20 protein-coding genes and 1 CRISPR repeat array are annotated in these 17,923 nt (G+C 73.5%); of the genes, 10 read left to right on the forward strand and 10 right to left on the reverse strand.

All coding sequences use genetic code 11. The annotated features are described in order from the left end of the window. From HCN56_RS04015 to HCN56_RS04025, 3 genes are all read left to right on the forward strand, one after another. The coding region (locus HCN56_RS04015) for an AAA family ATPase (RefSeq protein ID WP_167968069.1) at positions 1–935 on the forward strand (935 nt) is incomplete at its 5' end. Positions 936–984: 49 nt separating this feature from the next. Beyond that, complete coding sequence (locus tag HCN56_RS26905; RefSeq protein ID WP_167968070.1) at positions 985–1,920, forward strand: ricin-type beta-trefoil lectin domain protein; 936 nt, start codon at positions 985–987, stop codon at positions 1,918–1,920. A gap of 161 nt (positions 1,921–2,081) precedes the next feature. Continuing rightward, positions 2,082–2,445: direct repeats of the CRISPR family, unit length 31 nt; unit sequence GTCCTCATCGCCCCTACGAGGGGTAGCAACG. Between the two features lie 206 nt (positions 2,446–2,651). Beyond that, entirely contained in the window at positions 2,652–3,071 is a 420-nt protein-coding gene (locus tag HCN56_RS04025) for a hypothetical protein (RefSeq protein WP_167968098.1), read from the forward strand. 111 nt (positions 3,072–3,182) lie between these two features. Here the strand turns inward: HCN56_RS04025 and HCN56_RS04030 are convergent, their stop codons facing one another. The 3 genes from HCN56_RS04030 to HCN56_RS04040 form a co-directional block, all read right to left on the reverse strand. Further along, a complete protein-coding gene (locus tag HCN56_RS04030; RefSeq protein WP_167968071.1) occupies positions 3,183–3,725 on the reverse strand; it encodes a putative immunity protein in 543 nt (180 codons plus the stop codon). A gap of 71 nt (positions 3,726–3,796) precedes the next feature. Further along, complete coding sequence (locus tag HCN56_RS04035; protein ID WP_167968072.1) at positions 3,797–4,219, reverse strand: hypothetical protein; 423 nt, start codon at positions 4,217–4,219, stop codon at positions 3,797–3,799. Between the two features lie 172 nt (positions 4,220–4,391). Beyond that, positions 4,392–4,571: a hypothetical protein gene (locus HCN56_RS04040; protein ID WP_167968073.1), complete on the reverse strand. Its 180-nt coding sequence runs from the start codon at positions 4,569–4,571 to the stop codon at positions 4,392–4,394. Positions 4,572–4,661: 90 nt separating this feature from the next. On the opposite strand from HCN56_RS04040, the gene HCN56_RS04045 reads away from it, so the two are divergent. Further along, entirely contained in the window at positions 4,662–5,501 is an 840-nt protein-coding gene (locus tag HCN56_RS04045) for a helix-turn-helix domain-containing protein (RefSeq protein WP_245245895.1), read from the forward strand. Then, the gene (locus tag HCN56_RS04050; RefSeq protein WP_167968075.1) at positions 5,498–5,710 is read left to right on the forward strand and encodes a DUF397 domain-containing protein; all 213 of its coding nucleotides are present in this window, start codon (positions 5,498–5,500) and stop codon (positions 5,708–5,710) included. The genes HCN56_RS04045 and HCN56_RS04050 overlap by 4 nt, the downstream gene beginning before the upstream one ends. Before the next feature lie 199 nt (positions 5,711–5,909). Here the strand turns inward: HCN56_RS04050 and HCN56_RS04055 are convergent, their stop codons facing one another. The 3 genes from HCN56_RS04055 to HCN56_RS26910 all read right to left on the reverse strand — a co-directional run bounded on the left by HCN56_RS04055 (position 5,910) and on the right by HCN56_RS26910 (position 8,696). Further along, positions 5,910–6,827 carry a hypothetical protein gene (locus tag HCN56_RS04055; protein WP_167968076.1) on the reverse strand — a complete coding sequence of 306 codons (918 nt, stop codon included), beginning with the start codon at positions 6,825–6,827 and terminating at the stop codon, positions 5,910–5,912. A gap of 234 nt (positions 6,828–7,061) precedes the next feature. After that, positions 7,062–8,033, reverse strand: a complete 972-nt coding sequence (locus tag HCN56_RS04060; protein ID WP_312871036.1) for a helix-turn-helix transcriptional regulator — start codon at positions 8,031–8,033, stop codon at positions 7,062–7,064. Positions 8,034–8,375: 342 nt separating this feature from the next. Then, positions 8,376–8,696, reverse strand: coding sequence for an STAS domain-containing protein (locus tag HCN56_RS26910; protein ID WP_167968077.1), 321 nt, complete (start codon positions 8,694–8,696; stop codon positions 8,376–8,378). 292 nt (positions 8,697–8,988) lie between these two features. Here HCN56_RS26910 and HCN56_RS04070 point away from each other — a divergent pair, with 292 nt between their 5' ends. Beyond that, complete coding sequence (locus HCN56_RS04070) at positions 8,989–10,158, forward strand: sensor histidine kinase (protein ID WP_167968078.1); 1,170 nt, start codon at positions 8,989–8,991, stop codon at positions 10,156–10,158. A gap of 65 nt (positions 10,159–10,223) precedes the next feature. On the opposite strand, the gene HCN56_RS04075 is transcribed toward HCN56_RS04070, so the two are convergent. Both HCN56_RS04075 and HCN56_RS04080 read right to left on the reverse strand, forming a co-directional pair. Further along, entirely contained in the window at positions 10,224–10,913 is a 690-nt protein-coding gene (locus HCN56_RS04075; protein ID WP_312871037.1) for a sigma-70 family RNA polymerase sigma factor, read from the reverse strand. Between the two features lie 118 nt (positions 10,914–11,031). Beyond that, complete coding sequence (locus HCN56_RS04080; protein ID WP_167968079.1) at positions 11,032–11,640, reverse strand: hypothetical protein; 609 nt, start codon at positions 11,638–11,640, stop codon at positions 11,032–11,034. A gap of 224 nt (positions 11,641–11,864) precedes the next feature. Here HCN56_RS04080 and HCN56_RS04085 point away from each other — a divergent pair, with 224 nt between their 5' ends. Continuing rightward, the gene (locus tag HCN56_RS04085; protein ID WP_167968080.1) at positions 11,865–13,358 is read left to right on the forward strand and encodes a PepSY-associated TM helix domain-containing protein; all 1,494 of its coding nucleotides are present in this window, start codon (positions 11,865–11,867) and stop codon (positions 13,356–13,358) included. A gap of 74 nt (positions 13,359–13,432) precedes the next feature. Here the strand turns inward: HCN56_RS04085 and HCN56_RS04090 are convergent, their stop codons facing one another. Beyond that, positions 13,433–14,164: a TetR/AcrR family transcriptional regulator gene (locus HCN56_RS04090; RefSeq protein WP_167968081.1), complete on the reverse strand. Its 732-nt coding sequence runs from the start codon at positions 14,162–14,164 to the stop codon at positions 13,433–13,435. Between the two features lie 162 nt (positions 14,165–14,326). Here HCN56_RS04090 and HCN56_RS04095 point away from each other — a divergent pair, with 162 nt between their 5' ends. The 3 genes from HCN56_RS04095 (at position 14,327) to HCN56_RS04105 (ending at position 16,763) form a co-directional block, all read left to right on the forward strand. Then, positions 14,327–15,871: an MDR family MFS transporter gene (locus HCN56_RS04095; RefSeq protein ID WP_167968082.1), complete on the forward strand. Its 1,545-nt coding sequence runs from the start codon at positions 14,327–14,329 to the stop codon at positions 15,869–15,871. 236 nt (positions 15,872–16,107) lie between these two features. Beyond that, positions 16,108–16,338: a hypothetical protein gene (locus HCN56_RS04100; RefSeq protein WP_167968083.1), complete on the forward strand. Its 231-nt coding sequence runs from the start codon at positions 16,108–16,110 to the stop codon at positions 16,336–16,338. Between the two features lie 140 nt (positions 16,339–16,478). Next, positions 16,479–16,763, forward strand: a complete 285-nt coding sequence (locus HCN56_RS04105) for a hypothetical protein (RefSeq protein ID WP_167968084.1) — start codon at positions 16,479–16,481, stop codon at positions 16,761–16,763. Between the two features lie 53 nt (positions 16,764–16,816). Here HCN56_RS04105 and HCN56_RS04110 read toward each other — a convergent pair whose 3' ends face one another. After that, positions 16,817–17,692 carry a LysR substrate-binding domain-containing protein gene (locus HCN56_RS04110; RefSeq protein ID WP_167968085.1) on the reverse strand — a complete coding sequence of 292 codons (876 nt, stop codon included), beginning with the start codon at positions 17,690–17,692 and terminating at the stop codon, positions 16,817–16,819. Positions 17,693–17,923: the final 231 nt, after the last annotated feature.

Below are 17,923 nucleotides of genomic sequence, written 5' to 3' on the forward strand. Positions count from 1 at the left end.
GCGGCGGACCCGCCCCGGCCGGCGGGCCCTCCGACACGCGCCGCCCCTCGGGCGCGGGCCGCCCCGGCGGCGCGGCACCGGCGGTCGAGGACCCGGCGGACGCGGGGGAGAGCGAGCCCCCGGCCGAGACCCTCGCCGACCTGCTCGCCGAGCTCGACGAACTCGTAGGCCTGGAAGGCGTGAAGCGGGACGTCGGCGGCATGGCCAAGCTGATGCAGACCGTCCGGATGCGGCAGGACGCCGGACTGCCGGCCCCGCCGCTCAGCCGCCACCTCGTCTTCGCCGGCAACCCCGGCACCGGCAAGACGACCGTCGCGCGGCTCTACGGCCGCCTGCTCAAGGCCCTCGGGCTGCTGGAGCGCGGCCACCTCGTGGAGGTCGACCGCAGCGCGCTCGTCGGCGAGTACGTCGGCCACACCGGGCCCAAGACGACGGAGGCGTTCCGCCGGGCCCACGGCGGAGTCCTCTTCATCGACGAGGCGTACGCCCTGGTGCCCAGCGGCGTCGCCAGCGACTTCGGCCAGGAGGCCGTCGCCACGCTGGTGAAGCTGATGGAGGACCACCGCGACGAGGTTGTTGTCATCGCCGCGGGCTACCCCGAGGACATGGGGCGGTTCGTCGCCTCCAACCCCGGCCTCTCGTCCCGGTTCACCCGCACGCTCCACTTCGCCGACTACTCCACCCCGGAGGTCGTCAGCATCGTCGAGCACCACGCGCAGCAGCACCAGTACGAGCTGAGCCCGGCCGCCCGGCACGCGCTCGCCGCGCACGTCGCGGCCATCCCGCGCGACGCCGCGTTCGGCAACGGCCGTACCGCCCGCCAGATCTTCCAGGCGATGACGGAACGCCAGGCCGTCCGGATGTCCGAACTCGTCACTCCGCAGGCCGACCAACTCATGACACTTGACGCCCAGGACGTTCCCGTCGGACCCTGACCACCTGTACCCGCCACGCGAATCGTCGCCCCGCCCCGAAAGGACGCCGGTGGACACCACCCCGCCCGCCCCCGAGCACCGGGACCAGAAGTCGGGCTCCGGCGGCAGCTTCTCCGAGACGTTCGCGGGACGGCCCGCCCGCCCCCGCCGCGGCCTCGCACCGGCCCGACGGGTGTACAGCGCCCTCGCCTCCGCCGTGGCGGTCTCGGCGTGCGCCGCCGCCGCGTTCACCCTCGTCGGCCACATCCCCGGACTGGGCGACTCGCCCGCCGAGGCCGCCGCCCCCTCCACCGCCCCGGTCGGCGCCACCGGCGACAACCGCGACCCCGCCCCCGGCACCGCCGCCGAACCGCCGGAGGACGAGGCCGAGGAGGAGGACGAGGAGGAAGAGGACACCGAGGAGGAGGACGAGGAGGAGACCGAGGAGGAGGCCGCGCCGCCCCCGGTCGAGGAGGTCGCCGCCGACGACGCGGGCAGCAAGACCGAGGAAGAAGCCGCGGCGCCGCCGGAAGAGGACAAGGAACCCCCGCAGAAGGGCCCGGCACCGCCCCCGCCGGTCCAGGAACCCCCGGTCTCCGAAGAGCCGGCGCGGGAACGTTTCCCCACCGTCAAGGCACGGCTCGTCGGCCTCAACGGCACCTGCGCCCAGCCCCGCGACGGCGGCGTCGGCAGCGGCGTCATGATCACCGGCTGCAACGGCAGCGGCGCCCAGCAGTGGACCTTCCACAGCGACGGCACGCTCCGCAACGGCGGACGCTGCCTCTCCCTCTCCGGCGGCTCCACGGCCGACGGGACATCCGTCGTCATGGACACCTGCCAGGGCACCTCCGACCGGTTGCAGTGGCGCTACTCGCCCTCCTGGGACGTCGTCAACATCGCCTCCAACCAGTGCCTCGACGTCGCCAACGGCGACGCCTCCCACGGCACCCACCTCCAGATCGCCTGGTGCTCCGGCAACCCCGCCCAGAAATGGGACCGCAGCTGAGACCGACCTGCCGAACACCCCCGCCGGACGACCGCCCGGCGGGTAGCCTGAACCCGGATTTCAGCGACACGCCGAGGCTTCCGACACAACCGGAGGTCCGCTGAAAACCCCGCCCGCCCCACCCACCCCCGGCGCGCCCTGACCTGGCCCTTCACACTGGGGTCCTCATCGCCCCTACGAGGGGTAGCAACACGCGTTTGCCGCCAGCGCCGGGTCGGGGTGGGTGAGTCCTCATCGCCCCTACGAGGGGTAGCAACACTGCCCCGCGTCCAGCGCGGCCTGCCGGAGCTGGCCGTCCTCATCGCCCCTACGAGGGGTAGCAACGCGACCTCCGGGCGGCGGGCCTCCACCTCCTTCAGCTGTCCTCATCGCCCCTACGAGGGGTAGCAACGGGCCAGATCGGTCATCGGTTCCTCCTCGGTGGGGGGTCCTCATCGCCCCTACGAGGGGTAGCAACGTGCCGCCGTCCGAGAGCCGGACGGCAACCCACCGCAGTCCTCATCGCCCCTACGAGGGGCAGCAATTGGCTAGCAGGCCGTGGAAGGAAGCGGCGGAATGGTCTCGTCGCCTCTTCGTGGGAAACCCTCCCACTCGGGCCTTGGGTGGTGTCCACGCTTGCCGCCCGCGCTACGGCTACAGGTGGAGCGAAGGTCACCGCAGTTCGGCTTCGCCCGTACGATCGGCCCATGCCAGCCGATCCCGTGACGCGGTCCATGTGTCGTGTTCAGCCGATGTCGGAGCTTCCCCGGCGGATCTGGTCGGAGGAGGACTGGGGTCGCATTCAGCGCGGCTACCAGTCGCGGGACATGGACGAGAGGTGGGACGTCTTCACGGAGGGCGAGGTCGTCTTCCTTCACCGGAGTTGGACCGGGTTCGGTGTGTACGCGGCGACTTTCGCGCCGGTGGAGAACGGCGGACGGCGAATTGTCAGCGCGCTGGTGGAGCGTGATGGTGATCGCTACAAAGGGACGGACGACGGCTACGACTGCCTCATGTTGGAGCTTGTCATCACCGCCATCGTGCTCGGTGAACCGGCGTCGGAGCTCAGGTCGAGGCTGGTGGAGTTGACCCGCCGGGACTCGGGGTCCGCTGATGTGCCGGCCGGCCTGGTGCAGCACAGCGTGCTGGGTCTGCGCACCGACGGAGGCTGACCCGTCCAGGAGGAGATGTCCTGGGGCGACGCTCGCGCCGGTCCGCGGGGCCGGGGCTTCACGACCGGTCGAGCACGCGCCGGGTTGCCCGTGAGGCGGCCTCCCGTCGGGTCAGGGCCGGTCGCGGCGGAGGGAGGCGTCGAGGAGGCTCATGAGCCGGCCCGTGCGACTTCTGCCGGTGGGGGCGAGCGGGTAGCGGTTGAGGACGCCGATCACGGTAGGCGTCGCGCGCTGGCGGGCTTCCTCGATCAGAGCCAGGCCGACGGCCGGGTCGTCGCCCGCCCGCAGTTCGGCCACCCGCGCCGCGCTCGCGGTGGCGCGCAGGATGTGGCCGACCTGGGTGGCCTTGGCGATCGGATGGAGGTAGGCGGCGGAGGCGGCGTCGCCCGCCGCGCGTGCGGCCAGCCGAGCGGGCTCGGAGTCCGCCTCGCGGGCGGCGCGGTGCGCGTCGAGTGAGGTGACCCGCTGGAGCTTGGTCCGGCGCTCGCCGTCGACGAAGGCGCGGGCGGCTTCGACGGCCGCCCGTGGCCGGGCGTCGTCCACGTGCACTGCTTCGAAGACCGGCAGCACCTCCTCGGCGCTCTGCAGGGCGAAGCGCGCGACCGCACGCAGCTCGTCCATGGTCAGCTCGAAATCCCCGGAGACCGTCGTCACGCCTCGATTCTCACACTGACCTGACCTGACCTGACCTGACCTGACCAGGCTCGACCCGGCCCGCTCCGGTGTCACGGCGGCGGGCGCTGCTCGGGGCGCTGGATGGGGCGGGCCGAGAGGGAGTAGAGGACCTCGACGTCGGAAGCGCCGCAGATGCGGTCCATGCCGCGGGCGTTGGCGCTGACGCGGCGCCCGGCCGCGAGGGCCGCGCACTGCACCTCCCGGAAGGCGGCATCCCGGGTCCACTCGCGGAAGACGGTGGCGACCGGCGCGGCGTACTCGGCCTCGGCGCCGGCGGCCGGCTCCTCGACCGATTCGAGGACCGTGGCGAGGCGTTCTGCTTCGCGGTGCAGCCAGGCGACGGCCTCCTCCGGGGTGTCGGCCCAGGTGCCCGAGAGGTACCACTCACCTCCCGCGTCCGGCGACCGCACCACGGCCTCCGCCCAGTAGCCGTCCACGCCGTCCGCCCGGCCCGAGCCGGGCGCGCGCTTCACGATGGGGCCACGGTGGGGAGGACCGGCCACCGGGAACGCCCGGGCGTCACAGCTGACGGGCCGAGGTCACCCGGGCAAGCGTGGTCGAATCCGGGCCCGGCCGACGCGCGGGGAGTGCGGGCCTCACCGGTGTGCACCGGTGGAGTGCACCGTGCGACAGAACGGTGGCTGCTCATTGCCTGCCCAGCTCCTCGAAGTGGGTGTCGATGCTGCGCCGCAGGTCAACGGCCATGCGGCGCAGTGCTTTCAGCGTGGTGAGTGCTTCGGAGGCGGGCGAGCCGCAATCCTGGTCCGCCGGGTCGCCCGGTTCATCGGCCTGCTCGCTGCCGCTATGGTCGCGTTCGAGGCACACGCCCGCTCCTTTCGTGAAAGTGCAGCGGTCCGTTGTGCGAGATTCGCCTATCGCCGAGACGTCTTCAACGTTGCGGAACCGGAGGGCACGTTGGTAAATCGCAAGGAGCTGAATCCGGAGGCCGGTCCCGAGGCGGCATATGGGGCGCGGTTACGGCGCGTGCGGGAACTGCGGGGATGGAAGCAGGACGCCTTGGCTGCCGAGATTGGGTATTCGGGGCGGCACATCTCCGCGGTGGAAACTGCGCGGAAGCCGCCGACCCGTCAGTTCTCCACGGCAGTCGACGTCGCGCTGAAGCTCGACGGGACGACGGAGTCGTTCGTGCGGGAATGGGGGGAGATCCGGCACGGGGTCCTCCTCGAAGGCTTTCCGGAGTACCTGCACCAGGAGGCGCGGGCCACCGAGGTGCGGCTGTTCGAGGTCGGCGTGATTCCGGGAGTCCTCCAGACCAGGGAGTACGCCACCGCCATCGAGGCGAACAGCGTCCGATGCGGCTCGATCACGGCCGACCAGGCCGCCGACCGGGTCCAGTCGCTCGCGGAACGCCAGGCAGCGCTGGAGCGCCACAATCCGCCGGTCGTCATCGCCGTGCTGGACGAGAGTTGCATCCGACGGCCGATCGGCGGGGCGGCGGTGATGGAGGCCCAACTGGACCACCTGATCGCGTTCGCGGAACTGCCGCACACCGTCGTGCAGATCGCGCCGTACGCGATGGGGGAGCGACGTCCCTTCAATCGGCTGGTCAATCTGCTGACCTTGCCGGACCGGGCGGTCGTCTCCTACGTCGAGTCCGAGACGCAGGGCCACTTGGACCGGGAATTGGCTTCCGTGGTGCCCCTGGTGAGGGCATACCATCGGCTGCAAGCCGAAGCGCTGTCGCAGGCAGCGTCGGTGGAGATGATCCACCAAGCTCGAAAGGGAGCCCCATGACGACCGGTTCTGTCACCCCCAACTGGGTCACGTCCTCCTACAGCGGCAACGGCGGTTCCTGCGTGGAGTGGGCCCCGAACACCGCACGCGCCACCGGCAGTGTCCCGGTACGGGACTCCAAGAACACCTCCGGGCCGGTGATAGTGGTCCCGGCCGCCGCCTTCACCGCCTTCATCACCGGGCTCAAGAGCCACGAACTCAACCGCTGACGCATCAACTCCTGCTCGCTTACGTCCCGTGGCCCGTATGTGACGGTGCCACGGGACGTGCGGGTGAGCGTTCGGGCGCCCGGGGGCTGACGCTCTGAAACCGGGACGGCGTCGGGCGGAGAGCCGCGGGCCGACCGGGTGCGCGTCGCCGCGGCCCCTCGCGCGTCGGCGCCTCAGTGCCTGCGGGGCCGTGGCGGCATCACCGAGGGCGGTGCGACGAGGACTCGTCGGGCGGCCCCCCGTGAGACCAGGCGGCTTCCTGCTCGCGGGCGGCCGCTGCATCGGCCTGTGCGCGCAGCAGGTTGTAGCGGAACTCGTAGCTGTGCGTGTGACCGCTCGCGACCTGGCGATTGTAGAACTCGACGAACCCTCCCTCCTGCCCGAAGAGGTCGGCGGGGGTGCCCGACAGGCCGGCAGACGCCATGGCGGCCTTGTGCGTCATGCCGTTCTCCCACTCGATGCGTTCCACCTCCATGGCGAAGAACTTCTCGGGGTGGTCCCATCCCTTTGCTCGCGCGCGGGCAGCGACACCGCCGCCGGCGACCTCCGCCTCCAGAGCGGCGATTCTGTGCCTGGACGAAGCGTTGAGGATCTCGAAGACCGCCGTACCGGTGAGGTGGTCGGCGGAGGCAAGCCGCTGATCCAGCACGATGGTGCGGCTGTCCTGCCGCCACTCGCCCGGCGTGCCACCGCGAGTCCTGCCGAGCTGCACGGAGACCGAACCGGCGGCCGCGAGCTGCTGACCCATGTGCGGTGCCACCCGCCTGACGAGGGCGTGTACGCGTCTCATCAACGGTCCGTTGGTCTTGCTCGTGAACTGAACGCCGCCCACCACGCCGGTGAAGGATGTCTCCTGTTCCGGGGGCGGCGTCCCGTGGTCCGACCCGTAGGCCAGGCCGGAATCGTCGCTGTCGTCGTGCCGGCTCGCGCCCGCCCGCTGCACCGTCAGCGCCTGGGCCGTGGCCGCGTTGCCGGCTGACCGCTGGAGCGCGAGGACGTCGGCCATGTGCGGCGGAACGCCGGAGCGCTGGTCGCTGACACGCCCTGCCGACGGGCTCGCTGCCCGCCCCCGCTCGGTCTTGTGCGCGCCGCCGGTGCGTCCGAACTGTGATCGCATGTGGAGTCTCCCCTGACTCGGCCCTGGGCGGCGGATCACGGGCTCTCCGGCTCCACCGTGCCGCCCGGGGGCTGCGCCCCACCCTGCCGTACGTTCGCCCCAGGCACGCCAGGGGCGGCCTGCTTCCGGACGATTCGAGGGGCGATCACGCACGACGCCGCCGAGTCGCTGACCCGCTCCGGGGCCGGGGAGCGCGGCACTTGCCGAGCGCCGCGCTCCCCGGCCTGCCGAGGCTCAGCCGGCGGCGGCCGGCTGGACGTCCCCGCCGTACAGGGTCGCGGACGGCGGCACGCCGTAGGTGCCGCGGTAGAGGGCGGCGAAGCGGCCCGGGTGGGGGAACCCCCATTCGGCCGCGACGGAGGTGACGCTGGTGGCGCCCGGGCCGCCGGACCGCAGCGCGGCGTGGGCGCCGGCGAGGCGCACCTGCCGCAGGTACGCCAGCGGGGTGGTCCCCGCGTGCCGGCTGAAGGCGTACTGCGCCGCGCGGGGGGTGACGAAGGAGGCCGCCGCGATGTCCGCGAGGCCGATGTCGCGGTGCGCGTTCTCGTCGATGAAGGCCATCGCCCGCCGCAGCGTCTCACTGTTGGCGTCGCGGCTGTCGAGCCGGTGCGGCGTCTCGTCCGACAGGGTGGTGGGCAGCGACGCGAGCGTGACGGCGGCGAGGTGCCGCGCTGCTGTGGCGACCACCAGGCTGTCGTCCTCGGCGGTCGCGAGCACGTTGTCGCGCAGGTAGGCGAGGCCGGCGCCGAGCCGGCGGTTCGCCTCCGGGCTCACCGCCCGGTTCCCCGTGATGCGGACCGGGCCGCGCGAGCCGGCGCCGATGTCCGCGACCTGGGTCAGCAGAGCGGGGTCGAACATCGCGACGGTGTACCGGGCCGCCCGGACCTCGCCGGTGTAGGGCTCGTCGGGCTGGGTGATGAGGAAGGTCTCGCCGGGGCCGTACACCTCGTCACGGCCGCCGGTGGTGTCGACGACGCTGCCGGAGTGGATCGTCAGCAGCGTGACCCGGTTCAGCACACCCGCGTCGTACGCCATGGTGTAGCCCAGGGACAGCTCGTCGATGCTCATGCCGCCCGCTGCCGAGCGGACGACGGAGGCCCGGGTGTCGTGTGGGCTGCCCCCGATGCGCATGGGCGTGTACGCCCGCGACATGAACGCCTCGGTCGCCTCCAGGTCGTCGCTGTCGAAGCGCAGGGTCTCCACCACGATGTTCCTCCGTCTCTTCCTCGCACAGCGCGCCTGCCCGGAAGCGTGTGTCGTACGCGCGTCCGGCGACACTGGGCGGCCTCACGAACATACGCCCTGTTCGATCGCTGGGAATGGCGCAAAGCGCGCCGAAAATGGCGGAACGGGCGTGGAGGAACAGGGTGGATGCGGAGATTTCGAGCACTGCCCCAGCCTGCCGGGACCGGTGCCGTAGGTCCGGTCGTCGCCCAGGTGTGCGGCCGAGGCGCCGGTACGGCAGCCGCTCTCCGGCGGCACGAAAAGACCCCGCTCCGGCGCCTGCTGTGGGCGCGGGAGCGGGGTGCGGAGCGGTGCGTCGCCCGGTCAGGCGGCGTCCGTGGACCCGGTCTCGTCGATCTCGAACATCGGGAGGGTCCCGGTCAGTTCGAGCAGGCGGAAGAGCTGCTCCGGCAAGGGGCCGCGCAGCGTGAGAGGGCCGTCCTGTCGTAGTTGGAGGAGCAGGTTGACAGCGGTGGAATCAGCGAACGTGATGTGCCGCACATCAAGGACGAGGCAGGTCGCGCCGTTCGCCCTCAGCTCGGCGGCCCGCGCGCTGACGCCCGGAACGCTGTCCATGTCCAGTTCGCCGCTGAACGGCAGCCGGCCGACGTCAGTCGTCGATCCGGCGGATGCTGGTAGTGACACAGTGCCTCCTGTAATGCAAGACCAGTGGGCACGGGGCTCGCGACCCCCTGCACAGCGCCCGGTCCTGAGTCGAGGACCCGGCGCCCCGGTGTCCCGGCCGCTGAGGAGCGGCGGCAGGGCGGAAATGCCGGTGCGGCCTTGACCACCCAGCATCACCCGCTTCCGGCTGACTCGGCAGCACCTCAGACGAACAGGGGCGGGCCCCCGCTGTCCGGTAACCGAAACCGGCCCTTTCCCCCACGGCCTTCCTGCCGGGCCGTCGACCCGTGGCGCGTGGCGTAACGTCCCGGGCATGATCCGGTCCCTGCGCGCACGTCTCCGCCTGCGCCACGCGCTGCTCGCCCCCGCGGTCGCGTTGGTGCTCCTGCTGCTGTTCCTGGAGGCGGCGAACCCCCCGGCGTGGGCGGTGCGCGTCGGCTACCTGGCCGCCGGGGTCACGGTGCTCGCCGCGCTCCTCGTACCCCGGTACCGGTTCGCGCGCGCGGCCACCGCCGCGGTGCTCGTCTCCGGCGCGGTGACCCTGGTGGCGGGCGGGTTGCAGGACCGGGCGGAGAACACCTTCGGTGCGACGGAACTGCTCCTGCTGCTGTGCCTCGGGGTCCGCGTGGTGCGGCAGCTGCGCCCGGGCCGTGCGACCGCGCTGATGGCCGCGGTGGCCGCGACGGTCGTGCTCATGCCGCTGCGGCTCCAGGACTGGGGCGACGGCAGGATCGAGATCCTGCTGCTGGCCCTGGTCCTCCTCATGCCGCTGGTCGTGGTCCTCGGGCTGTGCCTGCGCCTCTACGACGCGCTCCGCGCCCGGCAGCGGGAAGCGGTCCTCCAGGCCCAGCGGATCGAGTACGCCCGGGATCTGCACGACTTCGTCGCCCACCACGTCACCGCGATCGTCGCGCGCACCCGCGCCGCGCGGTACACCGCGGAGTCGCAGTCGCCCGAGGCCATCGACCGGATGCTCGCCGAGATCGAGGAGGCCGGCTCCCAGGCGCTGGGGTCGATGCGTGCGATGGTCTCGCACCTGCGCGACTCCGCCACCCCGGCCGGGCCCGGCCCCGGTGAGCTGTCGGCGCTGCGGGAGCTGACGGACGAGTTCTCCGCCGGCGGGGTGCCGGCCACCCTGCACATCGGCGCCGGGCTCGGCCCCCGGGAGGTGTCGGCGGAAACGGCGGGCGTCGCGCACCGGGTCGTCCGCGAGGCGTTGACCAACGCCCGGAAGTACGCGACGGGGGCCCGGCACGTCGGGGTGGCGGTGGACCGCGCCGCCGACTCCCGGGACTGGCTGGTGGTGGAGGTCACGGACGACGGCGTCGCCGGGGACGCGCCGTCCGCCGGCAGCGGCGGCTTCGGGCTCATGGGGCTGACCGAACGGGTGGCAGGGGCCGGCGGCACGCTGACCTCCGGGCCGCGCGAGCGCGGCGGCTGGCGCGTCCGTGCGGAGCTGCCGCTCCGGTCCCGCGAGCGCTGAGCCCCGGCCCGTCGACACCCCGCGGGCGGCCGCGTCCCGACGCGGCCCCCCGCGGGGGAGGGGCCTCAGTCGTCGCCCGCCCGGCAGGCCGGTGCCGGGGACTCCGCGGCGGCCAGCAGCCGCAGCAGTTCCGCACGGGCCCGCGCCACTCGGGAGCGCACGGTTCCCACCGGGCAGTCGCAGACGGCCGCGGCCCGCTCGTAGGGCAGCCCCCACACCTGGGTGAGGACGAACGCCTCGCGGCGCTCGGCGGGGAGCCGCTCCAGGAGTTCCCGCAGCGCGACGCCCTCCTCGAACCCGGGCGGTGTTCCGGTGTCCTGCCGGCGCTCGGCGACCTGCCGCCAGTCCGGCACGTCGGTGAACCGGGGGCGGGCCGACGCCTGCCGCACGCTGTCGACCACCGTTCGCCGGGCGATCGACAGCAGCCATGTTCGGGCGGACGACCGCCCTTCGAACCGGGGCAGGCTCGCGATCGCGCGCAGCAGGGTCTCCTGGGTCAGGTCGTCGACGCCGTCGGTGTCCGGTCGCAGGAAGGTGATGTACCGGCGGACGTCCGGCTCGAAGGCGGTGACGAACCGGGCGACGTCCTCCGGGGCGCCGGAGCGGGCGGCCCGCCGTGCGATGTCGGTGCGGTCGGCCGGCTCCGTGCGGGCCGCCCGTGAGGCGGGGGCGCCGGCGCGACGGGCCCGGCGGGGGTGGGGGAGAGCGGGGGGAACCGGTGCGTGGGCAGGCTGGAGCGAAGTGGGGGTGCTCACAAGGTCCTCGTCACGGTCGGGGCGCCACGGCGTCGGGGCCGGGCACCGGGAACCGCCGGGCCGCGGACGCGGCCAGGCCCCCCGGCGCCGGGAAGCGCCGGGATGGTGCCGGCTGTCGTCAGGCGACAGCGCGTCCCCGCGGCGGGCCGCGCGAGATCAGCGAGTGCAGCAGCAACCGGGCCCGTGAGGGGGCGGCGTACGCCGCCGGGGCGCGGAGCCCGGGCAGCGCGGGCGGCGGCGCCGGGACCACGCGGCGGACGGTCAGGCGGGCGCCGGTCCGGGCGAGCAGTCGGAAGACCGCCCGCTCGCCCTGCGCCAGCCACCACCCGGAGACCAGAGCGGCGAGCAGGTGCACCGCCGCCATGGCGAGCGAGAGGCCCAGCGGGCCGCCGCCCGCCGCGTCATGCACCGCGGGGGAGTGGCCCGCGGCCAGGTGCGCGTGGGCCGCGTGCTCCCCGTGGGGTGCGGGGGAGTGCCCCGGGGCGCCGAGCGTGAAGAGGAGGTGCAGCGCCGCCTGGCTGCCCACGGCGGCGGCGGTCACCGCGACCGTGCCCCGCCGCCCACCGGCCGCCGTCCACGAGACGGCGGCGAGGACGAACAGCGCCGGGAGCGCGAGCGACAGCGGCGCCGGTTCGCCGGCGTGCGCGTGCCCGACCGCGGCGAGCAGCACGCAGACGGCGGCGAAGACCGCCGCCCTGATGCCGCGAAGTGCCCGTCCCGGTCGCATGATGCGGACATGCTCCCCACATCCCGCCGCCGACTCAACCTCTCGCGTGCCGAAAACTGTTCCGGAGCGCCCCGGAGAGCACGGGGTGCAACCCACCGGTCAGCTTGCTGTGAGCTGCATCACAGAACACCAGTCGCGGGAACGTACAAGCGTTCCGGCCCGACCACCACCGACGACGCGTCGAGCAGAACCAGTCGGCTCGCGCGGAGTGAAGGAGTCAGGCCGTGTCAGCAACCCCCCACCTGCGCGAGGCCGGTGAAGAGTCCCCGCCCGAGCGGACCGGGACCGGACGGCGCTCCCGCTCCGGCTTCCGGGCCCTGGTGCTCCGGCTCCACTTCTACGCCGGGCTCCTCATAGCCCCGTTCCTCGTCATCGCCGCCCTCACCGGCATGCTCTACGCCGCGGCCGTGCCGGCGGAGCGGATCATCTACTCCGACCACCTCCGCGTCCCGGTCGGCGAGCAGGTGCTCTCCGTCGACGAGCAGGTCGCGGCGGCCCGCGAGGAGTACCCGGACGGCACCATCAGCGGAGTGCGCCCCGGCGCCGAACCCGGCGACACCACCCGGGTGCTGCTCACCCTCCCCGACCTCGGGCCCTCGCACCGCCTCGGCGTCTTCGTCGACCCCTACACGGCGGACGTCATCGGCGCGCTGGAGGTCTACGGCAGCTCCGGTGCGCTGCCGGCACGCTGGTGGATCGACGAGATGCACCGCGGTCTCCACCTCGGGGACTTCGGCCGACTCTACAGCGAGCTGGCGGCCAGCTGGCTGGTCGTGGTGGCCGCCGGCGGCGTCGTGCTCTGGGTCGGCCGGCGCCGGGAGGCCAACCGGCTGCGCCGCACCCTGGTGCCCGAGCGCGGGCTCCGCGGCCGCCGGGCGACGCTCACCTGGCACGGCGTGATCGGGCTGTGGATCTCCGTCGGGCTGATGGCGCTCGCCGCCACCGGCCTGACCTGGTCGCAGTACGCCGGAGCCAACGTCACCGACCTCCGGGCATCGCTCAGCTGGCAGACGCCCACCGTGGCGACCACCCCCGACGGCGGCACCGCCCCGGGCGACCACGGGGACCACGCTGATCATGGCGACCACGGCGACCACGGCGACCACGGCGGCCACGGTGGCCACGGGGTGGAGGCCGGCGGCGACGCCCCCGACATCGGCCCCGAACTCGCCCGCCAGGCCGCCGAGGGCATGGGGTTGCGCGCCCCCGTCGAGATCGTCTACCCCGCCGAGCCGGGCGCCGCCTACGTCGTCAAGGAGATCAAGCAGAACTGGCCGATCCGCCACGACGCCGTCGCCGTCGACAGCGCCAGCGCCGTGGTCACCGACACCGTCCGGTTCGACGACTGGCCGCTCGCCGCCAAGCTGGCCCGGGTCGGTGTCGACGGCCACATGGGGCTGCTGTTCGGGCTGCCCAACCAGTTGGCGCTGATCGCGCTGACCGGCGCCCTGGTCGCGGTCGTCGTGATGGGCTACCGGATGTGGTGGCAGCGGCGTCCCACCCGCGAGCCGCGGGGCTGGGGCCGTCCGCCCGCGCGCGGCGCGTGGCGCCGGGTGCCGCTGGCCGTCCTGCTGCCGGGAGCCGCGCTCACCGTGCTGATCGGCTGGTTCGTCCCGCTGCTCGGCATCTCCCTGCTGGCCTTCCTTGCCGTGGACGCCCTGCTCGGCCTGCGGGCGCGGCGCCGCCGGGCCGCCGGCCCGCCGGCAGCCGCGGAGTGACCCCGCGCTGCCCGGGTGCCCCGCGCCCGGGCAGCGATGTCACCCGCTCGCGGTCACCCGGCGGCGCGGCCCGCTCAGGAGAGGCAGTCGCAGGGAACGCGCTCGCCGGCCGCGGGCGCGTCGTCCCCCGCCGCTCCGGCCTCCGCCGGCGCGGCGTCCCCCGCCTGAGCGGGCGGCGGGAGGAGGGCTGCGGGCAGCGAGCCGGGGCGCAGCGCGGCCATCACCGTGTCCAGCCGGGTCCCGACGTCGGCCGGGTCCGAGCCGCGGACGGCGTGCGAGATCGCGGTCTGCAGGCAGCACAGCGCGGAGCCGACCAGCGCGCAGAGCAGCATCTCCTCCGGCCCGGGCGGTACGCACTCCCCGCTGCGCCGGTGGCGCACCCCCACGGTCAGCCGCTGCTGCAACCGCTCCATCTGCTCCAGATACGCGGCGAGCAGCGTCGGGCTGTCCTGCACGATCCGTTGGAGGGCGGCGCCCCTGGCGCGGTCCCCGGGGTCCTCGAACTCGGTCACCACGAGGTCGAAGGTGCGGCGCAGCGCCTCCCAGTCGTCCTCGCCCGCCGGACGGGCGAGCAACCGTTCCGCGAACCGCTCGCCGAGCTGTTCGTAGCGGTGGAGGACCACGTCCTCCTTGCTGGCGAAGTAGCGGAAGAAGCTGCGCTTGGACATGCCGACGCGCTCGGCGATCGCCTCGACCGTCGTCGCCTCGAACCCCTCAGTGGCGAACATCTCCTCGGCCACCTCGGTGATGCGGGAACGCACGGTACGGCGCGTCAGTTCACGCAGACCGGTGGGCTGTCCTGGCATGCCGCGATGGTAGCAAGTGAATTGCCTGGCACCTGGTGACACGATTCGCGTAGGGTGTCATCCGTCCCCGAGTCGGTCCCACGGGGCCCCGGGAGAGCCACCGCGCCGCCGGCCGCCCGGCCGACGTCGACGCATCGCACGCACACCCGGAAAGGCCCCCGCATGTCCGCTGACAGCGGCACTCCCGTCGCCGGCCCCGACGCGCCGGAAACGAAGCCGCAGGACGACGCGATACCCCGCGAGATCAAGACGGTCATCGCCCTGCTGGTCGTCTCGGCCTTCGTCGTCATCCTGAACGAGACCATCATGTCCGTGGCGCTGCCGCGGCTCATGGAGGACCTCGACATCACCGCGGCCACCGCCCAGTGGCTCACCACCGGGTTCCTGCTGACCATGGCTGTCGTCATTCCGACCACGGGCCTGATCCTGCAGCGGTTCTCCACCCGGACGGTCTTCCTGACGGCCATGGGGCTCTTCAACAGCGGCACGATCATCGCCGCTGCCGCGCCCGGGTTCGAGGTGCTGCTCTTCGGCCGCATCGTCCAGGCCACCGGCACCGCCCTGATGATCCCGCTGCTGATGACCACCGTCCTCAACTTCGTCCCGGTCTCACGCCGCGGCCGGACCATGGGGCTCATCTCCATCGTCATCGCCGTGGCCCCGGCCATCGGGCCCACCTTCTCCGGGCTGATCCTCTCGGTGCTCTCCTGGCGCTGGCTGTTCCTGGTCGTCGTGCCCGTCGCGCTGCTGAGCCTCTGCCTCGGCGCGGTCCTCGTCCGCAACGTCACCACGCCGCGCGCGGTGCGGTTCGACGTCCTGTCGATCCTGCTCTCCGCCCTCGCCTTCGGCGGCCTGATCTACGGCCTCAGCAGCATCGGCAAGGCCGCCGACGGCGACGTGCCGGTGCCGCCGCTGCTCCCCGTGGGCATCGGCGTGGTCGCACTCGTCCTCTTCGTGCTCCGGCAGACCGTGCTCCAACGCGTCGACCGCGCCCTGCTGGATCTGCGGACCTTCACCCAGCGCAGCTTCGCGGTGGGCGTGCTGATGATGGTGCTCTGCATGGGCGCGCTCTTCGGCTCGCTCATCCTGCTGCCGATCTACCTCCAGAGCGTGCTGAACCTGACCACGCTGCAGACCGGGCTGATCCTGCTCCCCGGCGGTCTCACCATGGGGCTCATCGCGCCGCTCGTCGGCAGGCTGTTCGACCGGCACGGTCCCCGGCCGCTGGTGATCCCCGGAGCGTTCGGCATGACCACCGCCCTGGTCGCCATGACCACGCTGGGCACCGGCTCCTCGGCCGGGACGGTGGTGGCGATCCACGTCTTCCTCTGCGTCTCGCTGGGCTTCATGATGACGCCGCTGATGACCTCCGCGCTCGGCTCGCTGGAGCCGGCGCTGTACTCCCACGGCAGTGCCATCGTCAGCACCCTCCAGCAGCTCGCCGGCGCCGCCGGTACCGCGCTCTTCGTGACGATGATGACGCGCGGCACCACGGCCTCCGCCGACGAGGGCAACGGCCCGGTCGTCGCCCTCGCCGACGGCATCCACGGCGCCTTCCTCATCGGCGCCGCGCTCGCGGCGATCGGAGCGGCCGCCTCGTTCCTGGTCCGCAAGCCCCCGGTCCAGCCCACCCCGCCGCCCCTGGCGGAGAAGGCCGGCGCCCCCGGCGGCGAGCCCGCCACCGCTTCGGTCGGCACCGCCGACTGACCACCGGCACGCCGGCTCCGCGACGGCCGCCCGCACCCCGAAACGGGGCGCGGGCGGCCGTCGCCGTCACGGGCCCCGCCGAGCCGCCGAGTCCGCCCGCCGCGCCGTGGCTCCGCCGAACCGCGCACGCCCTACCCGCCGTTCGGGTGTTGTGCCGCGAGAGGAGGTTGCAGACCGCCTTCGTCACGGGAAGTGTTGCCTCCGTACCTTTCCGTACACCTTGGAGGTCATCTCCCATGCGTATTCGCTCCGCAGTCGTTGCCGGCACCTTCGCCGTCGCCGCGCTCGCCGGCTCCGCCGGTACCGCCTTCGCCGGTGACCACGGTCACCTCAAGGCCGGCTACGCCTACGAAACCGAGCTCGAGGGCTTCACCTACAAGAACATCGGTGGCCCCTGGGGCATCACCGAGATCACCGCGTTCGAGTACGAGAACGAGGGCGCGGGCTTCATCAACTGGAAGCGCTGACCCCACGCGCAAGGCCCGGCCGCACGGCAACGCCCGCCGTGCGGCCGGGCCTTCGCCGTGCCCGGACGGAACCGACCGCCGGGGACGCGCGTCCTGCCGGACGTCGGCGGTTCACCTCGTCCGCCGCGTGAGGAGGACGGATGCCGGGCCACCGACCACGACGCCGGTTGCGACGACTGCGGGTACTGCTCCTGTGCACCGGCCTGCTCGCCCTCGGCGGGTGCGTGCTGGTGGTCGTCGGCGCCGGCGGCCTCTTCGCGTCGGTGCCCGCAGTGGCGGCCACCCTCGTCGGGGCGCACCTCGCGGTCCTCCTCGCCGCGCCGCTGTTCCGGCGGGACGGCATCGACGTTTGGCTCACCGCCGCCGAGGACGCCACCGCGACCGCCGGTGCCGACGACCCGGACGGCCCGGGCCTCACTGGCTGACACCGTCGCCCCGCGCCTGCCCGAAAGCCCTCGCCGCCGCCCCGGGGCGCGGCTCACAGCTGCCGGAGCAGTACGTGCAGCGCCGGGTTGTCGTTGGCGGCGCGCCACACCAGCGCCAGTTCGACCGGCTCCGGCTCCGGCAGCTCCAGCGGCAGGAACCGCACCCCGGCGAACCGCATCCGGCGCGCCGACTCCGGTACCAGCGCCACCCCCCAGCCCGCGTCCACCAGCGCGAGGATGCTGTGCACCTGGCTCAGGTACTGGGTGAAGACGGGGGCGACCCGCGCCGCCCGGAAGAGACTGATCAGCAGCTCGTGGAAGTAACGCGCCTCGACCGGCGAGTACATCAGGAACTCCTGGCCGTGGAAGTCGGACGGCGTCAGCGGCGCCTCGCTCCCGGCCAGCGGGTGCGTCAGCGGCACAGCCGCCAGCAGCGCCTCCCGGCTCGCGGGCCGGCTGCGCAGGTCCGGGCCGATCGCGGTGGGGCGCACCATGCCCAGGTCGAGCGAGCCCTCCGCCAGCGCCTCCAGCTGGTCCCGGGTCACCAGCTCGCGCAGCACCACCTCCGCGTCAGGGATCGCCTCGCGCGCCGCCCCGAGCAGGTCGCCGAGGCCGGCGTGGGCGGCGGCGGCGGTGAAACCGACCGCGACCCGGCCGCCCCGGCCGGTGGCGACCTGCCGCACGGCGACCGTGGCGTGCTCCGCCTGGCGCAGCAGGCGGCGGGCCTCGCTCAGGAACGCCCGGCCCGCCGGGGTCAGCCGCACCGAACGGTTGGTGCGCTCCAGCAGGCTCACCCCCAGGCTCTGCTCCAGTTGCTGGATCTGGCGGCTGAGCGGCGGCTGCGTCATGCGCAGCCGCTCTGCGGCGCGCGTGAAGTGCAGCTCCTCCGCGACGGCGACGAACCCCGTCAGCTGTGCGAGCGTGAACACAACCACCTCCTGCGAGCGGCTCGGCCCTGCCGGGCGACGCCCTGCGCTGTGCCGGAAGGTCCTGCGATGCCGTTCGGGTATCGCAGCATGCAAAAACAATGTTGGACGTGGATCATCGCCCGGGCCTAGGTTCGAGGACAAGCCCCGCGGCGAGCCCCTTCCGCGGTCGGCCCCGAACCCCGCGGCGCAGCCGCCCGGCCGGGACGCCGCCGCTCCCGGGCCCGCACGCCA

It is taken from the genome of Streptomyces lonarensis (assembly GCF_012033735.1).
Classification (GTDB): Bacteria; Actinomycetota; Actinomycetes; order Streptomycetales; family Streptomycetaceae; genus Streptomyces; species Streptomyces lonarensis.

What these genes read in the sequence shown, in the direction of transcription:
- HCN56_RS04050 (WP_167968075.1), top strand. Translation starts at nt 5,498, where the DNA reads ATGACGACCGGTTCTGTCACCCCCAACTGGGTCACGTCCTCCTACAGC.
- HCN56_RS04025 (WP_167968098.1), top strand. Translation starts at nt 2,652, where the DNA reads ATGTCGGAGCTTCCCCGGCGGATCTGGTCGGAGGAGGACTGGGGTCGC.
- HCN56_RS04105 (WP_167968084.1), top strand. Translation starts at nt 16,479, where the DNA reads ATGCCGGGCCACCGACCACGACGCCGGTTGCGACGACTGCGGGTACTG.
- HCN56_RS04095 (WP_167968082.1), top strand. Translation starts at nt 14,327, where the DNA reads ATGTCCGCTGACAGCGGCACTCCCGTCGCCGGCCCCGACGCGCCGGAA.
- HCN56_RS04100 (WP_167968083.1), top strand. Translation starts at nt 16,108, where the DNA reads ATGCGTATTCGCTCCGCAGTCGTTGCCGGCACCTTCGCCGTCGCCGCG.
- HCN56_RS04055 (WP_167968076.1), bottom strand. Translation starts at nt 6,827, where the DNA reads ATGCGATCACAGTTCGGACGCACCGGCGGCGCGCACAAGACCGAGCGG.
- HCN56_RS04070 (WP_167968078.1), top strand. Translation starts at nt 8,989, where the DNA reads ATGATCCGGTCCCTGCGCGCACGTCTCCGCCTGCGCCACGCGCTGCTC.
- HCN56_RS04080 (WP_167968079.1), bottom strand. Translation starts at nt 11,640, where the DNA reads ATGCGACCGGGACGGGCACTTCGCGGCATCAGGGCGGCGGTCTTCGCC.
- HCN56_RS04090 (WP_167968081.1), bottom strand. Translation starts at nt 14,164, where the DNA reads ATGCCAGGACAGCCCACCGGTCTGCGTGAACTGACGCGCCGTACCGTG.